This window comes from Haloarcula limicola (genome assembly GCF_010119205.1).
GTDB classification, from domain to species: domain Archaea; phylum Halobacteriota; class Halobacteria; order Halobacteriales; family Haloarculaceae; genus Haloarcula; species Haloarcula limicola.
Genome location: NZ_WRXM01000002.1, coordinates 1,095,011 through 1,112,922 on the forward strand (window position 1 = coordinate 1,095,011; position 17,912 = coordinate 1,112,922).

A 17,912-nucleotide genomic window follows, 5' to 3' on the forward strand; every position below is an offset into this window, starting at 1 on the left:
AGCGTCTCGGTCTCACCCGCTCCGCGCTCGCTCGCGGGCGGCGTCCACGTCGCCGTCTTCCAGCACCGCCTCGACGAACAGCTCGCCCGCGCGATAGGACGACCGGACCATCGGCCCCGACGCGCAGTACAGGAACCCGAGTTCCTCCTCGGCGACCCGCCGCCACGTCTCGAAGGCGTCGGGGTGGACGTACTCAGAGACCTCCAGGTGCGAGCGGGAGGGCTGGAGGTACTGCCCGAGCGTCACCACGTCGACGCCGACCTGCCGCAAATCGGAGAGCGTCTGGTACACCTCGTGGGCGTACTCGCCGACGCCGAGCATCAGGCTGGTCTTGGTATGGACGTCGCTCTCGCGGTCGGCCTGCCGCAGGACCGACAGCGACTGCTCGTAGCCCGCCCGGCGGTCCCGGACCGGCCACTGAAGGCGGTCTACGGTCTCGATATTGTGCGCGAGCACGTCCGGCTCGGCGTCGATGATCTTTTGCACGAGGCGCTCCTCACCGCGGAAGTCCGGTATCAGGCACTCGACGAGAACCGACGGGTCGCGGCGCTTGATGGCCCGGATGGTCTCGGCGAAGTGGCCCGCCCCCTGGTCGGGGAGGTCGTCGCGGTCAACGCTCGTGAGGACGACGTAGTCGAGGCCGATGTCGGCGACGGCGTCGGCGACCTGCTCCGGTTCGTCGGGGTCCAGCGCGTCCATTCCGCCGGTCTCGACGTCACAGAAGTTACAGCCCCGCGAGCAGCGCTCGCCCATGAGCATGAACGTCGCTGTCCCCGGGCCGTCCCGACCGCTCCAGCACTCCCCGAGGTTCGGGCAGTTGGCCTCCTCACAGACCGTGTTGAGGTCCCGCTCGCGGAGGCTCGCTTTGATGTCGGTGAATCGCTCGCCCGACGGCGGCCGAGTCTTCAGCCAGTCGGGCTTGCGCGCACGACTCATTGGTCGTGGGTTGGCGCCTACGCGCAAAAGAGATTGGGTTCAGCGGAACCGCACGACGGCTCTCGACGGTCCCGTCACTCCGCGTCCATCTCGGTCAGGTCCTCGGACCCGCACTCGGGGCACTGGAACCAGTAGGAGCCGGGATCGGAGTCCGATTCGAACTCGTTGCCGCAGTCTTCACACCGGTACTCGGGTTTTTCCTCCGCGACGCCGACCTTCTGCTTGACTGTATCGAGAACTGACATGGGTTCCGGTAGGCGGATATGGATGGCAGATTGTTATAATCCCCAGCAGCGCTTCAGGCCGTGAAGCCCCGGATATCGACGATCGAGTTCACTCGACAGGACCGAGACGAAATTTCCGCGCTCCCCGCGGCGAACGGGCGCGACCGCCGCGAGGTGGGGCTGTTTCAGGTCGTGAAGTCCTGATGAATCGTCCGGACGGCGTCTCCCGAATCGTAACGCCGCCGAGGGCGATTCACGCGTCCTCGTCGGCGGAAAAATCGTCCCGGGGGACGTCCTCCACCTGGTCGACGGTCTCCCGGCGGAGTCGGAGGTCGACCTCGAAGCCGCCGCCGTCGAGTTCGAAACAGATCCGCTCTAAGGTCGTCTCGTACACCTTGTAGTGGTTCCCGTCCTCGTCGACGCGAGTGTCCTCCCGGAGGAGGTCGTACTCCTGGCAGACGTTGACGCGGCGGTACACCGTCGGCTCGGAGGCGTCCAGCCCCTCGGCGAGGGCCGGAACGGAGACGGGTTCGACGTTCGCGACCGCGAGGATCCGACGGACGTCCTCGCTCCCCAGCACCTCGAAAATGGTTTCCGGCTCCCAGTCCTTGCTCACACCTATCGGCGGGTTGCTAGCCACATAAGCCCGCGGACGGTTTCGGCCGTCGCGTGCGCTCACGCGAGCGAGAGCGTCGTCCGTCGTCGGAGAAGAGCGCGGTTAGCGTGTGGATAAGCCGACATTCACGACCGATACCGCGGTCATCGATAGACTGATTCGTGTTAGCAACCCCCTTCCGAAACCGACCGCCGAGAGGCCACCATAGAAACGCCTTTGCCGACGCGGTTCCGTCCTCACGACGTGCCACACAGCGCCGACAGCGAGCCGACGGTGGCGGTCGAGGAGGTGGTGGCCGACTTCGCGGACGCGTTCCCCTTCGAGCGGTTCAACAAGATGCAGTCGGCGGCGCTTCCCGCCCTGTTGAACCGAGAGGACAACGTCGTCGTCAGCGCGCCGACCGCGAGCGGAAAGACCGCGCTCGCGGAACTGGCCATCTGCAAGACGCTCGCGGCCGGCGGGACCGCCCTCTTTCTGGCCCCGCTCCGCGCGCTCACCAACGAGAAGGAGAGCGAGTGGGAGCGCTTCGAGGAGATGGGCTACTCGGTGTACGTCGTCACCGGCGAGCGCGACCTGAGCCCGCGCCGGGCCGAGCGGGCCGACATCCTCGTGATGACTCCCGAGAAGGCCGACTCCGCGACGCGGAAGCACGACACGCCGCGGTACTCCTTCATCACGGACGTCGATTGCTGTGTCATCGACGAGGTCCACCTACTCGACTCCGACCGGCGCGGCGCGGTGCTGGAAGTCACCGTCTCCCGGCTCCGTCGGCTCTGTGACCCGCGCGTGGTCGCGCTGTCGGCGACGATGCCCAACATCCGGGACGTGGCCGACTGGCTGGACGCCCCCGACGAGACGACGTTCGCCTTCGGCGACGAGTACCGCCCGGTGCCGCTGAACGCCGACGTGAAGACCTACTCCCACGGCGAGAACGCCTTCGCCGACAAGTACCGGCGGCTCTACCGCGCGCTCGACCTCGCGGAACCGCACATCCGCGACGAGGGCCAGTCCCTCGTCTTCGTCTCCTCGCGGCAGGACACGGTCCAGGCCGCGAAGAAGGCCCGCGACGAACTCACCGAGCGGGACATTCCGATGGGCGCGCGCGGGGACTACGACTTCCACACCGACGCCGCCGAGCTATCCAACGACACGCTCCGGCAGTCCGTCTTGGACGGCGTCGGCTTCCACCACGCCGGGCTCTCTCGCGAGGACAAGAACCGCGTCGAGCGGTGGTTCAAGGAGGGGAAGATTCAGCTCCTCTTCTCCACCTCGACGCTGGCGTGGGGCGTGAACCTGCCCGCTCGCTGCGTCGTCATCCGCGACACCAAACTGCACGACCCGCTGGAGGGCGAGGTGGACATGAGCCCGCTCGACGTCCTCCAGATGCTCGGCCGGGCGGGACGGCCGGGCTACGACGACATGGGCTACGCGTGGGTGGTCTGTGACCGCTCGGACGCCGACAAGTACCGCCGACTCCTGCGTGACGGCAAGGAGATCGAGTCCCGACTGGCCGCCGAACTGGACGCTCATCTCAACGCCGAGATCGCGCTGGGAACCATCGGCGACGTGGACGACGTGATGGACTGGCTGGAAACCACGTTCTACTACGCCCGCGCCCAGTCCGCGCCCGAGGAGTACGACGCCGGGAGCGACCTGCGAGAGCGCGTCAGCGCGACGCTCTCGGAACTGGTCGCCGACGGCTTCGTGGAACAGGACGGGCTCCGCATCGAACCGACGCGGCTGGGCCACCTCGCCTCGAAGTTCTACCTCCGACTGGAGACCGCCCGCCGCTTCGCCGACCTCGCCGAACGCTGCGAAGCGGAGACGGGCGCAGAAGCGGGGACGGGCGACGGCTCGGCGGCCATCGACGCGGACGACCTCCTCCGCACCGTCGCGGGCGCGACCGAGTTCGACAGCGTCAGCGCCCGGTCGGACGAGCAGGACGCCGTGAACGCGGTCTTGGGGAGCGAGGAGGACGAACTCGACGCCGGCCAGCGGAAGGTGCTCGCCATCCTCCGCTCGGGGATGACCGGGACGACGCCCACCGAGCTCAAGAGCGACGCGTGGGTCATCCGGCAGAACGCCTTGCGGCTGCTGGCCGCGCTGCGGGAGTTCCTCGACAACCTCGCGCCGGCCCGTTTCGCCAACCTCGCCTGCCGGGTCGAGGCCCGCGTCGAGCACGGCATCAGCGCCGACGCGGTGGGTCTGACCGCCATCGACGGCGTCGGCTCCGGCCGGGCGAACAAACTCGCTGCGAAGGGCCTCCGGTCGCCCGCCGACGTGCTGAAGACGGGCGTCTCGGGCCTCGAATCGGCGGGCCTCTCCGAGGGCGTCGCAGAGCAGGTCGTCGCTAACGCGCGGGACCTCCCCGTCGTCGTCGTGGACTGGGGCGAGTTCCCGGAAACGATTGCGCCGGGCGACCGCGAGCTGTGCGAAGTGACGGTCGCGAACAACGGCGGCGGCGCACGCGCGGGGCTGCGCGTCACGGTCAACGGCCGCGAGATGACCGCGAAACCGTCGTACCTTGGTCAGACGACGCTGCCGGTCGCCGTCTTCGGGGCCGACGCGGACGAACTCACCTTCACCGTCGAGGTGACGTTCCCGAACCGCCCGCTCCCGCCGGTCACGCAGTCCCGGACGGTCCGGATCCGGTGAGTTCCTGTCCGAAATTCTTGACGCTGGCACGTCTTTTTGAACTGTCTAAACGGCCGCTGTACCTGTAACGAAACCGGACAGGATAGTTCAGGGAGGGTCTAATTCGATGAAATCGAGGAAACGGTCTGGCGTTTATATGGGGACGTAGCGCCATGGTGATACCGAGGAGGACATGTCTAACGTCTCGCCATTCCGGTCAGCGACCGACACCGTCACCGAGAAACTCGTTGACATCCGAGCGCTCGCTGCCGGACCCGTGCGGTTCCTCGGGTTCTGGACGGCGATCCTCGCCCCGCTCGCGTATCCCCCGCTGCTGCTCGGCGGGCTGGACGGACAGACACAACTGCTCCTCCTCGCCGGCGTCTTCGTCGCGAACGTCCTCGGCCTGGTCCTCGGCCGCGGCTACCGCGCGGACGCCTGACGCTCCATCGGCCCCCCGGCCCCTTCGACCCCTTTCGCTTTACTCCCCGAGTATCAACGCCCGGAGGCCCTCGGCGTCGTCGGCGAGATAATTGACCATCGAGAGGTCCGTTTCGTCGCCGTCGCCGCGGAACCCGACGGTGGTCATCCCCGCCGCCACGGCCGCTCGCGCGCCCGCGGTGGAGTCCTCGACGGCCCAGCACTTGCCCGGAGCGACGCCGAGTTCGGCCGCGCCGCGCTCGTAGATGTCCGGTTCGGGCTTACCCGGCCCGTCGACGTCCTGTGCGCTGACGGCGGCGTCGAAGTGCGAGAGTAAGTCGAACCGCTCGTCGACGACGTCGATCCAGTCCCAGGGGGCCGACGTGGTGAGCGCAAGCGAGACCCCCGCCGCGCCGAGGTCGTCGAGCAGTTCGTGCGCGCCGTCTAAGAGCGTCGCGTGCTCGCTGTAGATCTCCTGACCGGCCTCCTCGAAGAGGGACTCGTACTCCTCGCGGGAGACGGCCATGTCGTACTCGGCGTTCAGGTCGGGGTAGACCTCCGAGTAGTCGCGGCCGGTGATGGCCGACAGCGGGATGTCGTCGTTCGGCGCGACGGTCGGCAGGATGTGGTCGCGCTGGACGGTGACCCAGTGGTCCTCGGACTGGACGAGGACGCCGTCCATGTCGAAACAGATGGCGGGCGGAACGTCGCTCATTACCGACTCTCAGTCGCTCGGGGGTTTTGCCTGTTGTGGGCGAGCCTTCATATACGAGAACGGGACCACCCCGACCCATGCACGACGGAACGCGCGTGATGGCCGGCGAGTGTACGACCGTCTTCGAAGGGTCCCGCGAGCGAGAACAGCGCGGCGACGTGCTGGTGGTCGTCAAACCCGACAACACCGTCCTCGTCCACGACGCCGAGGGCTACCAACCGGTGGCGTGGCTCACCCGCGCCGAGAGCGTCGCCGTCTCGGACGGCACCGTGACCGCGAGAGACGGCGAGGAACTGCTCCGCGTAGTCGCCCACGAGGAACACGGCAGCGCTCGGTTTCCGGCCTCTCACGCGGGCGTGCCGGTCGCCGACTGCCCGGACTGTCCGGGGACGCTCGTCCGCACCCGCGGGAGCGTCACCTGTACCGGCTGTGACCGCGCCCACGGCCTCCCCTCCGACGCCACCGTCACCGGCGGGCGCTGTGACGACTGCGGCCTGCCGACGATGCGCGTCGAACGCGGCGAGGCTTTCGAACTCTGTCTGGACCGCGAGTGCGACCCGCTGGACGACCGCGTAACCGACGCCTTCGACCGCGTCTGGTCCTGTCCCGACTGCGACGGCGACCTGCGGATCATCCGCCGCGGCGGCCTACTGGCCGGCTGCGAGCGCTACCCCGACTGCGACACCGGCTTCTCGTTCCCCTCGGGAATCGTCGTCGGCGACTGCCCCTGTGGGCTCCCCGCGTTCGAGACGGCCGGCGGCCGACGCTGTCTGGACAGCACCTGCGAGCAGATGGGGTAATCGGCTCCTGACTCCTGAACGTTTCAGAACCCAGCAAAACGTTCACGGGGTGGGACTGAGAGCGAGTGAAACTTCCGCGAGGGAGAAGACGCGAAGCGTCTTCCGGGATTGAAAGGGGCCGACCGCTCCGGGAAGACGGCTGACGTAAGCACCACAGGAACGACCATCGGGAGTGACGAGGAGCGCAGCGAAGCCCTCGACTGGAGCGGTCGGGGGCTTTCGAGGTAGTCACTGCGGTAACGGGAGGCGGAGCAATTCTTTCAGCGATTGCTAGCCGTGACCCGGAGGGGATTTGTCCCCGCACGGACCAGACACGGGCATGGACATCACACTCGACGGCGACGTCGTCCGGGCGGGCCAGCGCGCCCGGGAGCGGTTCTACGATTCGCGGGGGTACGGTCGCGTCCGGGGCGGCGAACTGGACCTCGCGCCGGTCGAGGCCGCGCACCTCCTCTACCGCGGCGACATCGAAGGGGTCGACGGGATGGACTTCCGCGAGTTGCTCACCTCGACGGCCGTCTCGGAGGTCGAGTTCTTCGTCTACAAGGACCTGCGGGACCGGGGGTTCTACCTCACGCCGGCCCGCGAGGGCTGGGTCGAGGACTCCGAAGGCGTGGACTTCGTGGTGTACCCCCGCGGGCAGGGACCGTGGGACGACGCGGTCGCTCACCGGGTCCGGGTCGTCGGCGAGCGGGACGGCCTGCCGGCGGCGTCGCTGGGCGACTGCGTGCTGAGCGTCGTCGACGAGGAGAGCGAGATAACGTACCTCGATACCGACCGGCCCGAGGTGGCCGGCACCAGCGACCCGAGCGTCCCGGCGACCGCGGGGGACCTGCTGGCCGAGCGCGCGGTGTGCTGGGACCCGCCCGCGGCGCTGTACGAGCGGGCGTTCTACGGCCAGCGACTCGACGAGGACGCGGTTCAACTCTCGCTGGTCGAGGCCGCCTACCTCGCCCGCGAGGGACACCTCTCGCTCGATGGGGGGGCCGAGGCGGTCGTCGAACGCGGCCACGACGTGGAGGGCGAGCGGTTCGACCGGCGGCTGGCGGTCTACACGGCGCTTCGAGAGTCGGGCGTCGTCCCCAAGACCGGATTCAAGTTCGGCGCGGATTTCCGAACCTACGCCGACGCGGAGTCCGTCGAGAATCTGGGCCACTCAGAGCGGCTGGTCCGGGTGTTGCCGACCGAGTACGTCTTCGAACCGCGGGACCTCGCGCTGGACGTGCGGCTGGCCCACGGCGTGCGAAAGACGATGGTGTTCGCGCTGACCGACGGGGCGGGCGTCGAGTGGGTCGCCGTCGAGCGGCTGACGCCCTGAGAGCAGTCGCCGCGACGCCTCGAAACGAACCCTTTTTGCGCCGACCGGGCCGATGGGTCGGTGTACGATGTCCGACCGCGACACGCCGACAGAGGACGCATCGCCCGACGAGGACCGCCGCCGGTCGGGGCGAGCGTGGCGCGGGTCGGACGCGCCGCTTCGCGCCGACGGGGGCGAAGCGAACGACGAGAGCCGACCCTCGTCGGAGCTTCGCTCTGACGGCGGTGAGGCGAGCGAAGCGAGGCGAGCTTCGTCAGCGCTCCGCGCTGACGGTGGCACGGAAACCGAGGGCGCGGACGACGTGCGACTCGACCCGTGGGGTTCCTCGACGATCGCCGACTACCGGAAACTGTTCGAGCAGTTCGGCATCGAGGAGTTCGACGAGGTGCTGCCGGAGGTGCCCGACCCGCACTACCTGATGCGGCGGGGCGTCATCTTCGGCCACCGCGACTACCGACCGGTCGCAGAGGCCATGCGCGAGGGCGAGGAGTTCGCGTCGCTCTCTGGGTTCATGCCGACCGGAGATCCCCACATCGGCCACAAGATGGTGTTCGACGAGATAATCTGGCACCAGCAGCAGGGCGGCGACGCCTACGCGCTCATCGCCGACCTCGAAGCCCACGCCGCTCGCGGGCTCTCCTGGGAGAAGATCGACGAGCACGCCCGCAGTTACGTCCTCTCCCTGCTCGCGCTCGGCTTCGACCCCGAGGAGGGCGAGCTGTACCGCCAATCCGATAACCGCGAGCTACAGGACCTGGCGTTCGAACTCGGGACGGAGGCGAACTTCTCGGAACTGCAGGCGATCTACGACTTCGGCGGCGAGACGAACGTCTCCTACATGCAGTCGGTCGTCACGCAGATGGCCGACATCCTGTATCCGCAACTCGACGAGCCGAAGCCGACGGTCATCCCCGTCGGCCCGGATCAGGACCCCCACATGCGACTGGCCCGGGACCTCGCGGCGCGGATGCGCTACTTCGGTGTCCGGGAGGCCTTCGCCAGTTTCGAGGCGGAAGCGGACGAGCGAGTCCTGCTCCGGCAGGCCTACGACGCCCGCGAGGAGTACGCCGAGGACGCCGACCTGCCCCGCTGTGGCGAGGCCGCCGACTGGCTTCGAACCCGAGAGCCGGCCCCGCCCGACGCCCGCGAATCCACCGTCGAGAAGTTGGAGAACGCCGGGAAGGAACCGCTCCGTCCCCGGACCCGAATCTTCGACCGACGGGCGACCGACGCGGCCTTCGAGGCGCTCATCGAGGCCGTTCCCGGGGAGAAGCGCGTCTACGACGAGCATATCGACGCCTTCGAGCTAGGCGAGGGAGACGCCGAGGAGCTCGCTCGCGAAGTGGAACTGGACCACGGCGGCCACGGCTTCCTCCCGCCGTCGTCGGTCTACCACCGCTTCATGACCGGGCTGACCGGCGGGAAGATGTCCTCGTCGGTTCCGGCCTCGCACATCTCCCTACTCGACGACCCCGAGGACGGTTACGACAAAGTGAAGTCGGCGACGACGGGCGGGCGGACTACCGCCGAGGAACAGCGCGAGAAGGGCGGTAAAGCCGACGAGTGTCCCGTGTACGAACTGTACGCCTACCTGCTGTCGGGCGACGACGACGAGTTCGCCAAGGAGGTCTACGAGGAGTGCGTCGGCGGCGAACGCCTCTGTGGGGGCTGTAAGGAGCAGGCCGCCGAGCTGATGGAGTCGTTCCTCGAAGACCACCAGGAGAAACGCGCCGAGTGGGAGGAGAAACTGGACGACCTCGACATCGACCTCGATTCCGACCGCAAGCGCGCGTAGCGCTCGGCGGTCGCTTCTCCGCCGCTCGATTTCATCGCTAATCGGTGACGCAACCCTTTTACTGCCCAATCACGACCCTCCGCACATGGCATCCGAATCCCACCGCGCCGGCGTCGCCCGCCAGCCAGATCGCCGTCCGGGGTTCGGCTTCTTCTTCGCCGCCTGACGGTGCGTGGACTCCGACCGCGTCGGGAGGCGCTGTCGGACGAAACCGCCCGGCAGGAAGTGAGAACCGTTAACTGAGCGACCCGCGGTATTTCCCGACAACGACCGAGACACCCGCATGAAACGACCACAGGCACAGGTGGCCGTCCTACAGGCCGCCGACGCACAGGAGGACAGACGGATCGACGAGGTGGCCGAGGACGCCGACCTCAAACCCGAGGCGGCCACGCGAGCGGCCTTCGAACTCGAGGCCGACGGCCTCGTGACCGTCGCCGAGGAGACGCTCGAACACTACGACCTGACCGAGGAGGGCGAACGCTACGTCCGCGAGAGCCTGCCGGAACAGGACCTCTACGCGGCCGCGCTGGACGCCGGGGCCGACGAGGAACCCGCGCAGATGGGACAGGTCATCGGCGCGTCCGGCCTCGAAGGCGGGGCCGTCGACATCGCGCTGTCGAACTACGCCCGCAAGGGGTACGGCGAGATCGACAGCGGCAAGATAACGGCCGATCCCGCGGTCGACGCGGGGGCCGACCCCGAGATGCACGCGCTTGAGGCCGTCGCCGACGGCCGCATCGAGGACGCCGACGCCGAGGCGCTCGACCAACTGGAACGCCGCGGCTTGCTCGAACTCAGCGAGGAGACGGTTCGGTCGGTGCGCCTGACCGACGGCGGCGTCACGGCGCTGATGGAGGGCGTCGAGGCCGCCGAGACGGTCGACCAGCTAACCCCGGAACTGCTCACCAGCGGCGAGTGGGAGGACGTGGAGTTCACCGAGTACAACGTCGAAGCCGACGCCGAGGACGTGAGCCACGGCAAGGAACACATCCTCCGTCAGACCGCCAATCGCGTGAAGGACACCCTCGTCGGCATGGGTTTTCAGGAGATGGAGGGGCCGCACGTCGACGCCCAGTTCTGGATCAACGACTGCCTGTTCATGCCCCAGGACCACCCCGCCCGGACCCACTGGGACCAGTTCGCGCTCTCGCAACCCGACGAGATCAAGGAGCTACCCGAGGATCTCGTCGAGCGCGTTCGCTCGGCGCACTTAGAGGGCGTCGGGCCCGACGGCGAGGGGTACCACTCGCCGTGGGAGGAAGACGTCGCCCGGGGGCTGGACCTCCGCGGACACACCACCTCGCTGTCGATGCGGTACCTCTCGGGACACGAGGTCGGCGAGCTGGAACCGCCCAAGCGCTTCTTCAGCGTCGAGAAGGTGTACCGCAACGACACGCTCGATCCGACGCACCTGCTTGAATTCTTCCAGATAGAGGGCTGGGTGATGGCCGAGGACCTCTCCGTGCGCGACCTGATGGGGACGTTCACGGAGTTCTACGAGCAGTTCGGCATCACCGACCTGGAGTTCAAACCCCACTACAACCCCTACACCGAACCGAGCTTCGAGCTGTTCGGAACCCACCCCGAGACCGGCGAGGTCGTCGAGGTGGGGAACTCCGGCATCTTCCGCGACGAGGTGCTCGATCCGCTGGGCGTCGACTGCGACGTGATGGCGTGGGGGCTCTCGCTCGAACGACTACTCATGCTCATGTACGGCTTCGAGGACATCCGCGACGTGCACGGGACGCTCTGTGACTTGGAACTGCTGCGGGAGACGGAGGTGATGCGCTGATGCCCGTCGTCGACGTCGACCCCGACGAACTGCGTTACCTGACCGGTCACGACGAGAAAGACGACGACGAACTCAAGTCCGACCTCTTCGACCTCGGCCTGGAGTTCGAGGGCTGGACCGAGGACGACGAGTTCCAACTGGAGTTCGCCCCCGACCGCCTCGATCGCCTCTCGGTCGAGGGCGTCGCCCGCTCGCTTCGCTACCACTACGGCGACGACCGGGGCGTCTACGTCCCGAGCACGAACAGCGCCGAGTGGACGATCGAAGTCGAGGACCAACCCGCGGGTCGCCCCTACGTCACCGGCGCTATCGTCCGGGGCCTCGACATGGACGAGGACGCGCTGGAGTCGCTGATCCAACTGCAGGAGAAACTCCACGCGACGATGGGCCGCAAGCGCGCGAAAGGCGCTATCGGCGTCCACGACCTCACCATGATGAAGGGAGACGCCGCGACGGAGGGAACTGGCAAATCCATCACCTACACGAGCGTCGATCCCGACGAGGCGACGTTCGTGCCGCTCGACGCCGACGCGGAGATGACGCCCAACGAGGTCGTCGCCGACCACGAGACCGGACGGGCTTACGGCGACCTCGTCGCGGGCTTCGACCGCGTGCCCGCCATCTTCGACTCCATCGGCCTGTTCTCGTTCCCGCCGGTCATCAACGGCCGCCGGACAGAGGTGACCGAGGGCTCCCGAGACCTCTTCATCGAGATGACCGGGACCGACCAGTGGACCATCGACCACATGTGCAACATCGTCTGCTACGCGCTCGAAGCGCGCGGCGGCAAGGTCGAACGTGTCGAGGTCGAGTACGCCGACAACGCACCCGGCGAGTACGCCGGCCGGACGCTCGAACGGCCCGACTTCGAGGTCAGGTCGAAGACGGTCACGCTAGAGCGGATTCGCAACGTCCTCGGCGTCGACCTGGACGCCCGTGAAGTAATCGACTACGCCGAGCGCGCGGGGCTGGACGCGACGCGGACCGAGACCGACGACGGGGCGGTCGCCTTCGAAGTGGAGGTCCCGCCCTACCGCGTCGACGTCATTCACCCGCTGGACCTCATCGACGACATCGGCCGCGCGCTGGGGTTCAACACGCTCGAACCCACGTACCCCGACGTCTCGACGGTCGGCGGCCGCCACGAGCGCTCTCGACTGGAGGACGCGGCCCGCGATACGCTGGTCGGGCTGGGCTTCGAGGACCTGCTGAACTTCCACATGACCAACGAGGCGGAGAACTTCCGTAGAATGGGCCTCACCGCGGACGACGACGCCGTCGGCGCGGCCGACCCGGTGACGATTCAGGAACCCTACAGCGAGGACTACACCGTCCTCCGAACCTGGGCGCTCCCGTCGCTGCTGATGGTCTTAGAGAACAACACGCACCGGCGCTACCCGCAGGACCTCGCGGAGATCGGCCTCGCCGCCGGTCTGGACGACTCGCAGAACACCGGCGTCGCCGAGCACCGAACCGTCGCGGGCGCGCTCGCGCGGACCGACGCCTCCTACGAGGACGCGAAGGCCCGCCTGCAGGCCATCGCCGAGGCGTTCGATAAAGACCTCCGGACGCCGCCGACGACCCACCCGTCGTTCATCGACGGCCGGGCCGCCGACGTGGTGTTAGACGGCGAGCCCGTCGGTGTTGTGGGTGAGGTCCACCCGAAGGTCCTCGTCGAACACGACTTGGAGCTGCCGGTGGCAGCCTTCGAATTCCGACTGGACGGGCTAGAATAGGGCGCAAGCGACCGCTCTTGCCTCTCTCGCTATCTGTCGCTCGGATAGACGTACTCCACGTCCCTTGGCTGGCTGTCCGCGTTTTCGTCGGTTTCGACGACGATGGTCGACGAGAGCTTGTTGAACAGTCGCAGCCCCTCCTCCTCGTAGGCCAGCCAGCCGATAATGAGGTCGAGGGGTAGCAAGAACGCCTTGCCGAAGCTCTCGATCGCGGCGGTCGCGTAATCGATGGGATCGCCGCGCTCGTCGGTGACAGCGATGTTCATCACCAGTTTCCCGGTCGACTGTCCCTGATAGCCTTCGAGGGCAGTCCAGTAGACGAACAGTCCGACGCCGTTCATCCCGGCGAAGGGAGTCGTGATAGAGAGGCTGCCGGTGAGCAGCGAGAAGACGTTCGCGACTTCGCCGAGACCGGCCAGAATCGCGCCGACGAGTATCACGTCGATCAGCCACGCGAGGAATCGGTCGTCCCAGGAGGCGATGTGGAGCGTTCGGGGCGTATCAGCCATGCCTCGGCTACTCGCACTCCCCACTTCAACGTTGGTTACAGGTCAGCGCCGACCGCCGCTTCGACGCTGTCGAAGCCGTCCGCTTCGAGCAAGTCGAGTAGCCCCTCGTTGATGTCCCGGGCGATAGACGGCCCGCGGTAGACGAGACCGGTGTACAACTGGACGAGCGAGGCCCCGGCCCGAATCTTTCGATACGCGCCCTCGGCCGTCGAGACACCGCCGACGCCGACGACCGGAACGTCGACGCGTTCGGCGACGAACCGAACCATCTCCGTCGAACGCCCTTCGATCGGTTTCCCCGAGAGGCCGCCCCGCTCGCTCGCGTTCGGCGAGCGCAGACTGGTCGGGCGCTCGGTCGAGGTGTTGGTCGCGACGACGCCGTCGAGACCGAGTTCGGTCACCAGATCAAGCGTGTCCTCGACGGCGGGTTCGGGGAGGTCCGGCGAGAGCTTCACGAGCAGCGGCGACGCGCCGGCGTCCTGCAGTTCCTCGAAGATAGCCGTCATCGCCTCGCGGTTCTGGAGTTCCTCGAACCCCTGTGAGTTCGGGCAGGAGACGTTCACGACGAAGAAGTCGCCGCCTGCGGCGACCCGTTCGTACGTGTAGCGGTAGTCCGCCGGCGCGTCGTCGGTGCCGACGTGCTCGCTCTTGGCGATGTTGACGCCGATCGGAAACGGGGCGTCCGTCGCTGCCAGTCGCTCGCCGACGACGTCGGCACCGTCGTTGTTCAGTCCCATCCGGTTGATGATCCCCTCGTCTTCGCGCAGGCGGAACATCCGCGGGCGAGCGTTGCCGGTCTGAGGTTCTGCGGTCACGCCGCCGACTTCCGCGAAGCCGAAACCCAGCGAGGCCAGCATCGTCGGGACGGTCGCGTTCTTATCGAACCCGGCGGCGACGCCGACCGGATTAGCGAACGACTGGCCGAACGCCTCGACGGTGAGGCTGTCGTCCGTAACTACGTACCGGTCGGCGACGGCGTCAGCGACCGGCGTTCCGGCCGTCGCTTCCAACAACGTATGCACGGCGTTATTGGCCGTCTCCGCCGGTAGCGTGAACAGTACCGGTCTGGCGATGTCGTAGAGTCTCATTCGTGAATTCGAGTCTCGTCTCGGTGATACTGGAAAACCAGCGAGAACGGATTAGAAGTCGTGTTCGACCTCGTCTGGGTCCGCCTTCTGGATGATAATCTTGTTGTCGCGCACCCGAACGAACACCTCGTCACCGATCTCCATGCCGGCGACGGCCAGCTCGTCTTCGTGGATGTTGATATGGACGTTGTGGTACTCGCCGTCTTCGTCTTTGGCGCCACTCGGGCTGAGCTTCTTTTTTCGCACCATCGCGCTATCGTACTCCGTGCATCACCGTAGGATACACTTAAGTCTACCGTGCGGTCGACCGGGACAACGCGTGGAGTTTCGGCGCGTGCGACGTCCGACCGGCGGCTAATCCCCCCGAATTTCGGCTGAATCGGAGCGCGTACCCGGTCTGCCTGGAGATGGTATATAAATGTATCCCGGGACGGCAGCCGAATTGGGGGGTATATTTATATTGGGGCATGTGCTGAATTGACATGGAGCGGTGAAAACCATGGCACGCGATAGTGACAAGCGCAACTTTGCGCTCCGTGAGGATGGTGACGAATCGAGCGTCTTCTCAGGCGGGACTCCCCGACAGGCTGCACTGAAGGCAGCCCGACGGCTCGACCCGGCCGACAGCGAAGACGATGCCGAGCGCCAGGAGATACGCCTCCGCGAGAAAGGAACCCACAAGGTCCACATCTACGAGGCGTGGGCTTGGGTCGAGCAGGCCCCCGACGATAAGCCCGACTGGATGCCCGGCGACATCACGAAGGGGAACGTCTCGAAAGAGGGCGTCGAGCACCTAGACGACATCTGAACTGCCGACGGATGCGAGATTTTTCGGAATCACTCCACTACGAGGTGCCACCTTCGCGCGGGCGCGCGACCGATCGCTTCGTTCGTTCCGGCTACGAATTCTCGCTTGTGCCGATCTGCCGTGTGCGACTCTCTCACCCGTGTAATCGCCTGTCGAGGCGGCTTCGGTCCGACGGGGTTAAGTGTGACACTCCCATCGGATATGATGCGAACGCGGTTCGGGGCGACGCTCCCCCGGCCGGGCCACGACCCAACCGATGCCCTTAAGTGGTACAGGGCATTCGGATGGGATGCAAAGGTCGCTTTCGTCGTGCGGTTCGACGGAAGCCCACTCCGATGCCCTTAAGTGGTACAGGGCATTTGGAATGAATGCGAACGAGGCCCGGTCGGGGCCAACGAAACCCGACCGATCCGGACGGTGACGAGGCAACTCGTCGACGGAACTCGAAGCCTTTAAGATGGGTTCGGGGCAACATACAGGTCCGGAGTGAATGAGGATTCCACCCCTGCGGTCCGCCGTCAAGATGGGATCTGATGTTAGCCTTGATAGTTCGGTGACACCCGATCGACGGGTGTCCTCGAACGCCCTTCGATAGCGACCACACCCCATGTGGGTGTGACCCGCCTAACCCCCTGGCATCACGCCAGGGACATTCCGGTTGATCCTGCCGGAGGCCATTGCTATCGGAGTCCGATTTAGCCATGCTAGTCGCACGGGTTCAGACCCGTGGCATATAGCTCAGTAACACGTGGCCAAACTACCCTACAGACCGCGATAACCTCGGGAAACTGAGGCCAATAGCGGATACAGCTCTCACGCTGGAGTGCCGAGAGCTGGAAACGTCCCGGCGCTGTAGGATGTGGCTGCGGCCGATTAGGTAGATGGTGGGGTAACGGCCCACCATGCCCATAATCGGTACAGGTTGTGAGAGCAAGAGCCTGGAGACGGTATCTGAGACAAGATACCGGGCCCTACGGGGCGCAGCAGGCGCGAAACCTTTACACTGCACGACAGTGCGATAGGGGGACTCCGAGTGCGAGGGCATATAGCCCTCGCTTTTCTGCACCGTAAGGAGGTACAGGAACAAGTGCTGGGCAAGACCGGTGCCAGCCGCCGCGGTAATACCGGCAGCACGAGTGATGGCCGATCTTATTGGGCCTAAAGCGTCCGTAGCTTGCTGTGTAAGTCCGTTGGGAAATCGGCCAGCTCAACTGGCCGGCGTCCAGCGGAAACTACACGGCTTGGGACCGAGAGACTCGACGGGTACGTCCGGGGTAGGAGTGAAATCCTGTAATCCTGGACGGACCACCAATGGCGAAAGCACGTCGAGAGACCGGATCCGACAGTGAGGGACGAAAGCCAGGGTCTCGAACCGGATTAGATACCCGGGTAGTCCTGGCTGTAAACAATGCTCGCTAGGTATGTCACGCACCATGAGTGCGTGATGTGCCGAAGTGAAGACGATAAGCGAGCCGCCTGGGAAGTACGTCCGCAAGGATGAAACTTAAAGGAATTGGCGGGGGAGCACCACAACCGGAGGAGCCTGCGGTTTAATTGGACTCAACGCCGGACATCTCACCGGTCCCGACAGTAGTAACGACGGTCAGGTTGACGACCTTACCCGAGCTACTGAGAGGAGGTGCATGGCCGCCGTCAGCTCGTACCGTGAGGCGTCCTGTTAAGTCAGGCAACGAGCGAGACCCGCATCCGTAGTTGCCAGCGATACCCTTGAGGTAGTCGGGTACACTACGGAGACTGCCGCTGCTAAAGCGGAGGAAGGAACGGGCAACGGTAGGTCAGTATGCCCCGAATGGACCGGGCAACACGCGGGCTACAATGGCTATGACAGTGGGATGCGACACCGAGAGGTGGAGCTAATCTCCAAACGTAGTCGTAGTTCGGATTGCGGACTGAAACTCGTCCGCATGAAGCTGGATTCGGTAGTAATCGCGTGTCAGAAGCGCGCGGTGAATACGTCCCTGCTCCTTGCACACACCGCCCGTCAAAGCACCCGAGTGGGGTCCGGATGAGGCCAGCAAGCGCTGGTCGAATCTGGGCTCCGCAAGGGGGCTTAAGTCGTAACAAGGTAGCCGTAGAGGAATCTGTGGCTGGATCACCTCCTACTGATCGGGATTGGGGCTCTGCCCCAACCCACCTATGGCGTTCGAGGACACCCGTCGATCGGGCACCTAAGAACTATCAAGGCTAACAGTTGCGGACGCTGCCGGGCCCATAGCTCAGCGGCAGAGCACCTCCTTTGCAAGGAGGAAGCCCTGGGTTCAAATCCCAGTGGGTCCATGTCACGTGCCAGCCCCGAACCGTGCCCCTTAAGTGTGGGACGGCGATGGGATATGGTACGAAGACCGGTGCACTATCCCGGGTAAAACCGCGGATAGGAAGGGTCGATGTGCACACCGCCTATACCACCTGCGGGTGCACGAATGAAACCGTGTGTACGTGCGATCCAGGCGTCCACTGGACTCGTTCAGTTTAGCGAGTCACAACGACGTTGGCTACT

General features: G+C 66.0%; 16 protein-coding genes, 1 tRNA gene and 1 rRNA gene. 11 read left to right on the forward strand and 7 right to left on the reverse strand.

The genetic code is table 11. The features are described from left to right. Positions 1-12: 12 nt before the first annotated feature. Both lipA and GO488_RS14940 read right to left on the reverse strand, forming a co-directional pair. A complete protein-coding gene (gene lipA / locus GO488_RS14935; RefSeq protein ID WP_162318611.1) occupies positions 13-936 on the reverse strand; it encodes a lipoyl synthase in 924 nt (307 codons plus the stop codon). Positions 937-1,010: 74 nt separating this feature from the next. Beyond that, positions 1,011-1,181 (reverse strand): FmdB family zinc ribbon protein, encoded by a 171-nt coding sequence (locus GO488_RS14940; RefSeq protein ID WP_162318612.1) that lies wholly within the window; start codon positions 1,179-1,181, stop codon positions 1,011-1,013. Positions 1,182-1,241: 60 nt separating this feature from the next. Here GO488_RS14940 and GO488_RS20110 point away from each other — a divergent pair, with 60 nt between their 5' ends. Then, complete coding sequence (locus GO488_RS20110; protein ID WP_277814715.1) at positions 1,242-1,364, forward strand: hypothetical protein; 123 nt, start codon at positions 1,242-1,244, stop codon at positions 1,362-1,364. A 49-nt stretch (positions 1,365-1,413) separates the two neighbouring features. On the opposite strand, the gene GO488_RS14945 is transcribed toward GO488_RS20110, so the two are convergent. Further along, positions 1,414-1,776, reverse strand: coding sequence for a winged helix-turn-helix domain-containing protein (locus GO488_RS14945; RefSeq protein ID WP_162318613.1), 363 nt, complete (start codon positions 1,774-1,776; stop codon positions 1,414-1,416). Positions 1,777-2,049: 273 nt separating this feature from the next. Between GO488_RS14945 and GO488_RS14950 the strand changes: the two genes are divergently transcribed. After that, the gene (locus GO488_RS14950) at positions 2,050-4,431 is read left to right on the forward strand and encodes a DEAD/DEAH box helicase (RefSeq protein WP_162318663.1); all 2,382 of its coding nucleotides are present in this window, start codon (positions 2,050-2,052) and stop codon (positions 4,429-4,431) included. Between the two features lie 172 nt (positions 4,432-4,603). After that, entirely contained in the window at positions 4,604-4,852 is a 249-nt protein-coding gene (locus tag GO488_RS14955) for a DUF8028 family protein (RefSeq protein ID WP_162318614.1), read from the forward strand. A 39-nt stretch (positions 4,853-4,891) separates the two neighbouring features. Here the strand turns inward: GO488_RS14955 and GO488_RS14960 are convergent, their stop codons facing one another. After that, a complete protein-coding gene (locus GO488_RS14960) occupies positions 4,892-5,545 on the reverse strand; it encodes an HAD family hydrolase (protein ID WP_162318615.1) in 654 nt (217 codons plus the stop codon). 77 nt (positions 5,546-5,622) lie between these two features. On the opposite strand from GO488_RS14960, the gene GO488_RS14965 reads away from it, so the two are divergent. The 5 genes from GO488_RS14965 to pheT all read left to right on the forward strand — a co-directional run bounded on the left by GO488_RS14965 (position 5,623) and on the right by pheT (position 12,989). Next, complete coding sequence (locus GO488_RS14965) at positions 5,623-6,345, forward strand: PDDEXK family nuclease (RefSeq protein WP_162318616.1); 723 nt, start codon at positions 5,623-5,625, stop codon at positions 6,343-6,345. 319 nt (positions 6,346-6,664) lie between these two features. After that, positions 6,665-7,663, forward strand: a complete 999-nt coding sequence (gene endA / locus GO488_RS14970) for a tRNA-intron lyase (RefSeq protein ID WP_162318617.1) — start codon at positions 6,665-6,667, stop codon at positions 7,661-7,663. A gap of 67 nt (positions 7,664-7,730) precedes the next feature. Next, entirely contained in the window at positions 7,731-9,458 is a 1,728-nt protein-coding gene (locus GO488_RS14975; RefSeq protein ID WP_162318618.1) for a tryptophan--tRNA ligase, read from the forward strand. A gap of 283 nt (positions 9,459-9,741) precedes the next feature. After that, positions 9,742-11,253 (forward strand): phenylalanine--tRNA ligase subunit alpha, encoded by a 1,512-nt coding sequence (gene pheS, locus GO488_RS14980; RefSeq protein ID WP_162318619.1) that lies wholly within the window; start codon positions 9,742-9,744, stop codon positions 11,251-11,253. After that, entirely contained in the window at positions 11,253-12,989 is a 1,737-nt protein-coding gene (gene pheT, locus GO488_RS14985; protein WP_162318620.1) for a phenylalanine--tRNA ligase subunit beta, read from the forward strand. Before pheS ends, pheT begins: the two co-directional genes overlap by 1 nt. 29 nt (positions 12,990-13,018) lie before the next feature. Here pheT and GO488_RS14990 read toward each other — a convergent pair whose 3' ends face one another. The 3 genes from GO488_RS14990 to GO488_RS15000 are packed head-to-tail and all read right to left on the reverse strand — an operon-like array spanning position 13,019 to position 14,835. After that, a complete protein-coding gene (locus GO488_RS14990) occupies positions 13,019-13,498 on the reverse strand; it encodes an RDD family protein (protein WP_162318621.1) in 480 nt (159 codons plus the stop codon). Positions 13,499-13,533: 35 nt separating this feature from the next. Next, positions 13,534-14,586 (reverse strand): quinone-dependent dihydroorotate dehydrogenase, encoded by a 1,053-nt coding sequence (locus tag GO488_RS14995; RefSeq protein WP_162318622.1) that lies wholly within the window; start codon positions 14,584-14,586, stop codon positions 13,534-13,536. Positions 14,587-14,637: 51 nt separating this feature from the next. Next, complete coding sequence (locus GO488_RS15000; protein WP_135303304.1) at positions 14,638-14,835, reverse strand: hypothetical protein; 198 nt, start codon at positions 14,833-14,835, stop codon at positions 14,638-14,640. A gap of 250 nt (positions 14,836-15,085) precedes the next feature. Between GO488_RS15000 and GO488_RS15005 the strand changes: the two genes are divergently transcribed. The 3 genes from GO488_RS15005 to GO488_RS15015 all read left to right on the forward strand — a co-directional run bounded on the left by GO488_RS15005 (position 15,086) and on the right by GO488_RS15015 (position 17,692). Then, positions 15,086-15,394, forward strand: a complete 309-nt coding sequence (locus GO488_RS15005) for a non-histone chromosomal MC1 family protein (protein ID WP_162318623.1) — start codon at positions 15,086-15,088, stop codon at positions 15,392-15,394. Between the two features lie 651 nt (positions 15,395-16,045). Beyond that, positions 16,046-17,516 (forward strand): 16S ribosomal RNA (locus tag GO488_RS15010). Between the two features lie 104 nt (positions 17,517-17,620). Further along, positions 17,621-17,692 (forward strand) — tRNA-Ala (locus GO488_RS15015). Positions 17,693-17,912 lie beyond the last annotated feature (220 nt).

Coding starts and splice junctions, on each gene's coding strand:
- lipA (WP_162318611.1), bottom strand. CDS start 936: ATGAGTCGTGCGCGCAAGCCCGACTGGCTGAAGACTCGGCCGCCGTCG.
- GO488_RS14940 (WP_162318612.1), bottom strand. CDS start 1,181: ATGTCAGTTCTCGATACAGTCAAGCAGAAGGTCGGCGTCGCGGAGGAA.
- GO488_RS14955 (WP_162318614.1), top strand. CDS start 4,604: ATGTCTAACGTCTCGCCATTCCGGTCAGCGACCGACACCGTCACCGAG.
- GO488_RS14960 (WP_162318615.1), bottom strand. CDS start 5,545: ATGAGCGACGTTCCGCCCGCCATCTGTTTCGACATGGACGGCGTCCTC.
- GO488_RS14965 (WP_162318616.1), top strand. CDS start 5,623: ATGCACGACGGAACGCGCGTGATGGCCGGCGAGTGTACGACCGTCTTC.
- endA (WP_162318617.1), top strand. CDS start 6,665: ATGGACATCACACTCGACGGCGACGTCGTCCGGGCGGGCCAGCGCGCC.
- GO488_RS14975 (WP_162318618.1), top strand. CDS start 7,731: ATGTCCGACCGCGACACGCCGACAGAGGACGCATCGCCCGACGAGGAC.
- pheS (WP_162318619.1), top strand. CDS start 9,742: ATGAAACGACCACAGGCACAGGTGGCCGTCCTACAGGCCGCCGACGCA.
- pheT (WP_162318620.1), top strand. CDS start 11,253: ATGCCCGTCGTCGACGTCGACCCCGACGAACTGCGTTACCTGACCGGT.
- GO488_RS14990 (WP_162318621.1), bottom strand. CDS start 13,498: ATGGCTGATACGCCCCGAACGCTCCACATCGCCTCCTGGGACGACCGA.
- GO488_RS14995 (WP_162318622.1), bottom strand. CDS start 14,586: ATGAGACTCTACGACATCGCCAGACCGGTACTGTTCACGCTACCGGCG.
- GO488_RS15000 (WP_135303304.1), bottom strand. CDS start 14,835: ATGGTGCGAAAAAAGAAGCTCAGCCCGAGTGGCGCCAAAGACGAAGAC.
- GO488_RS15005 (WP_162318623.1), top strand. CDS start 15,086: ATGGCACGCGATAGTGACAAGCGCAACTTTGCGCTCCGTGAGGATGGT.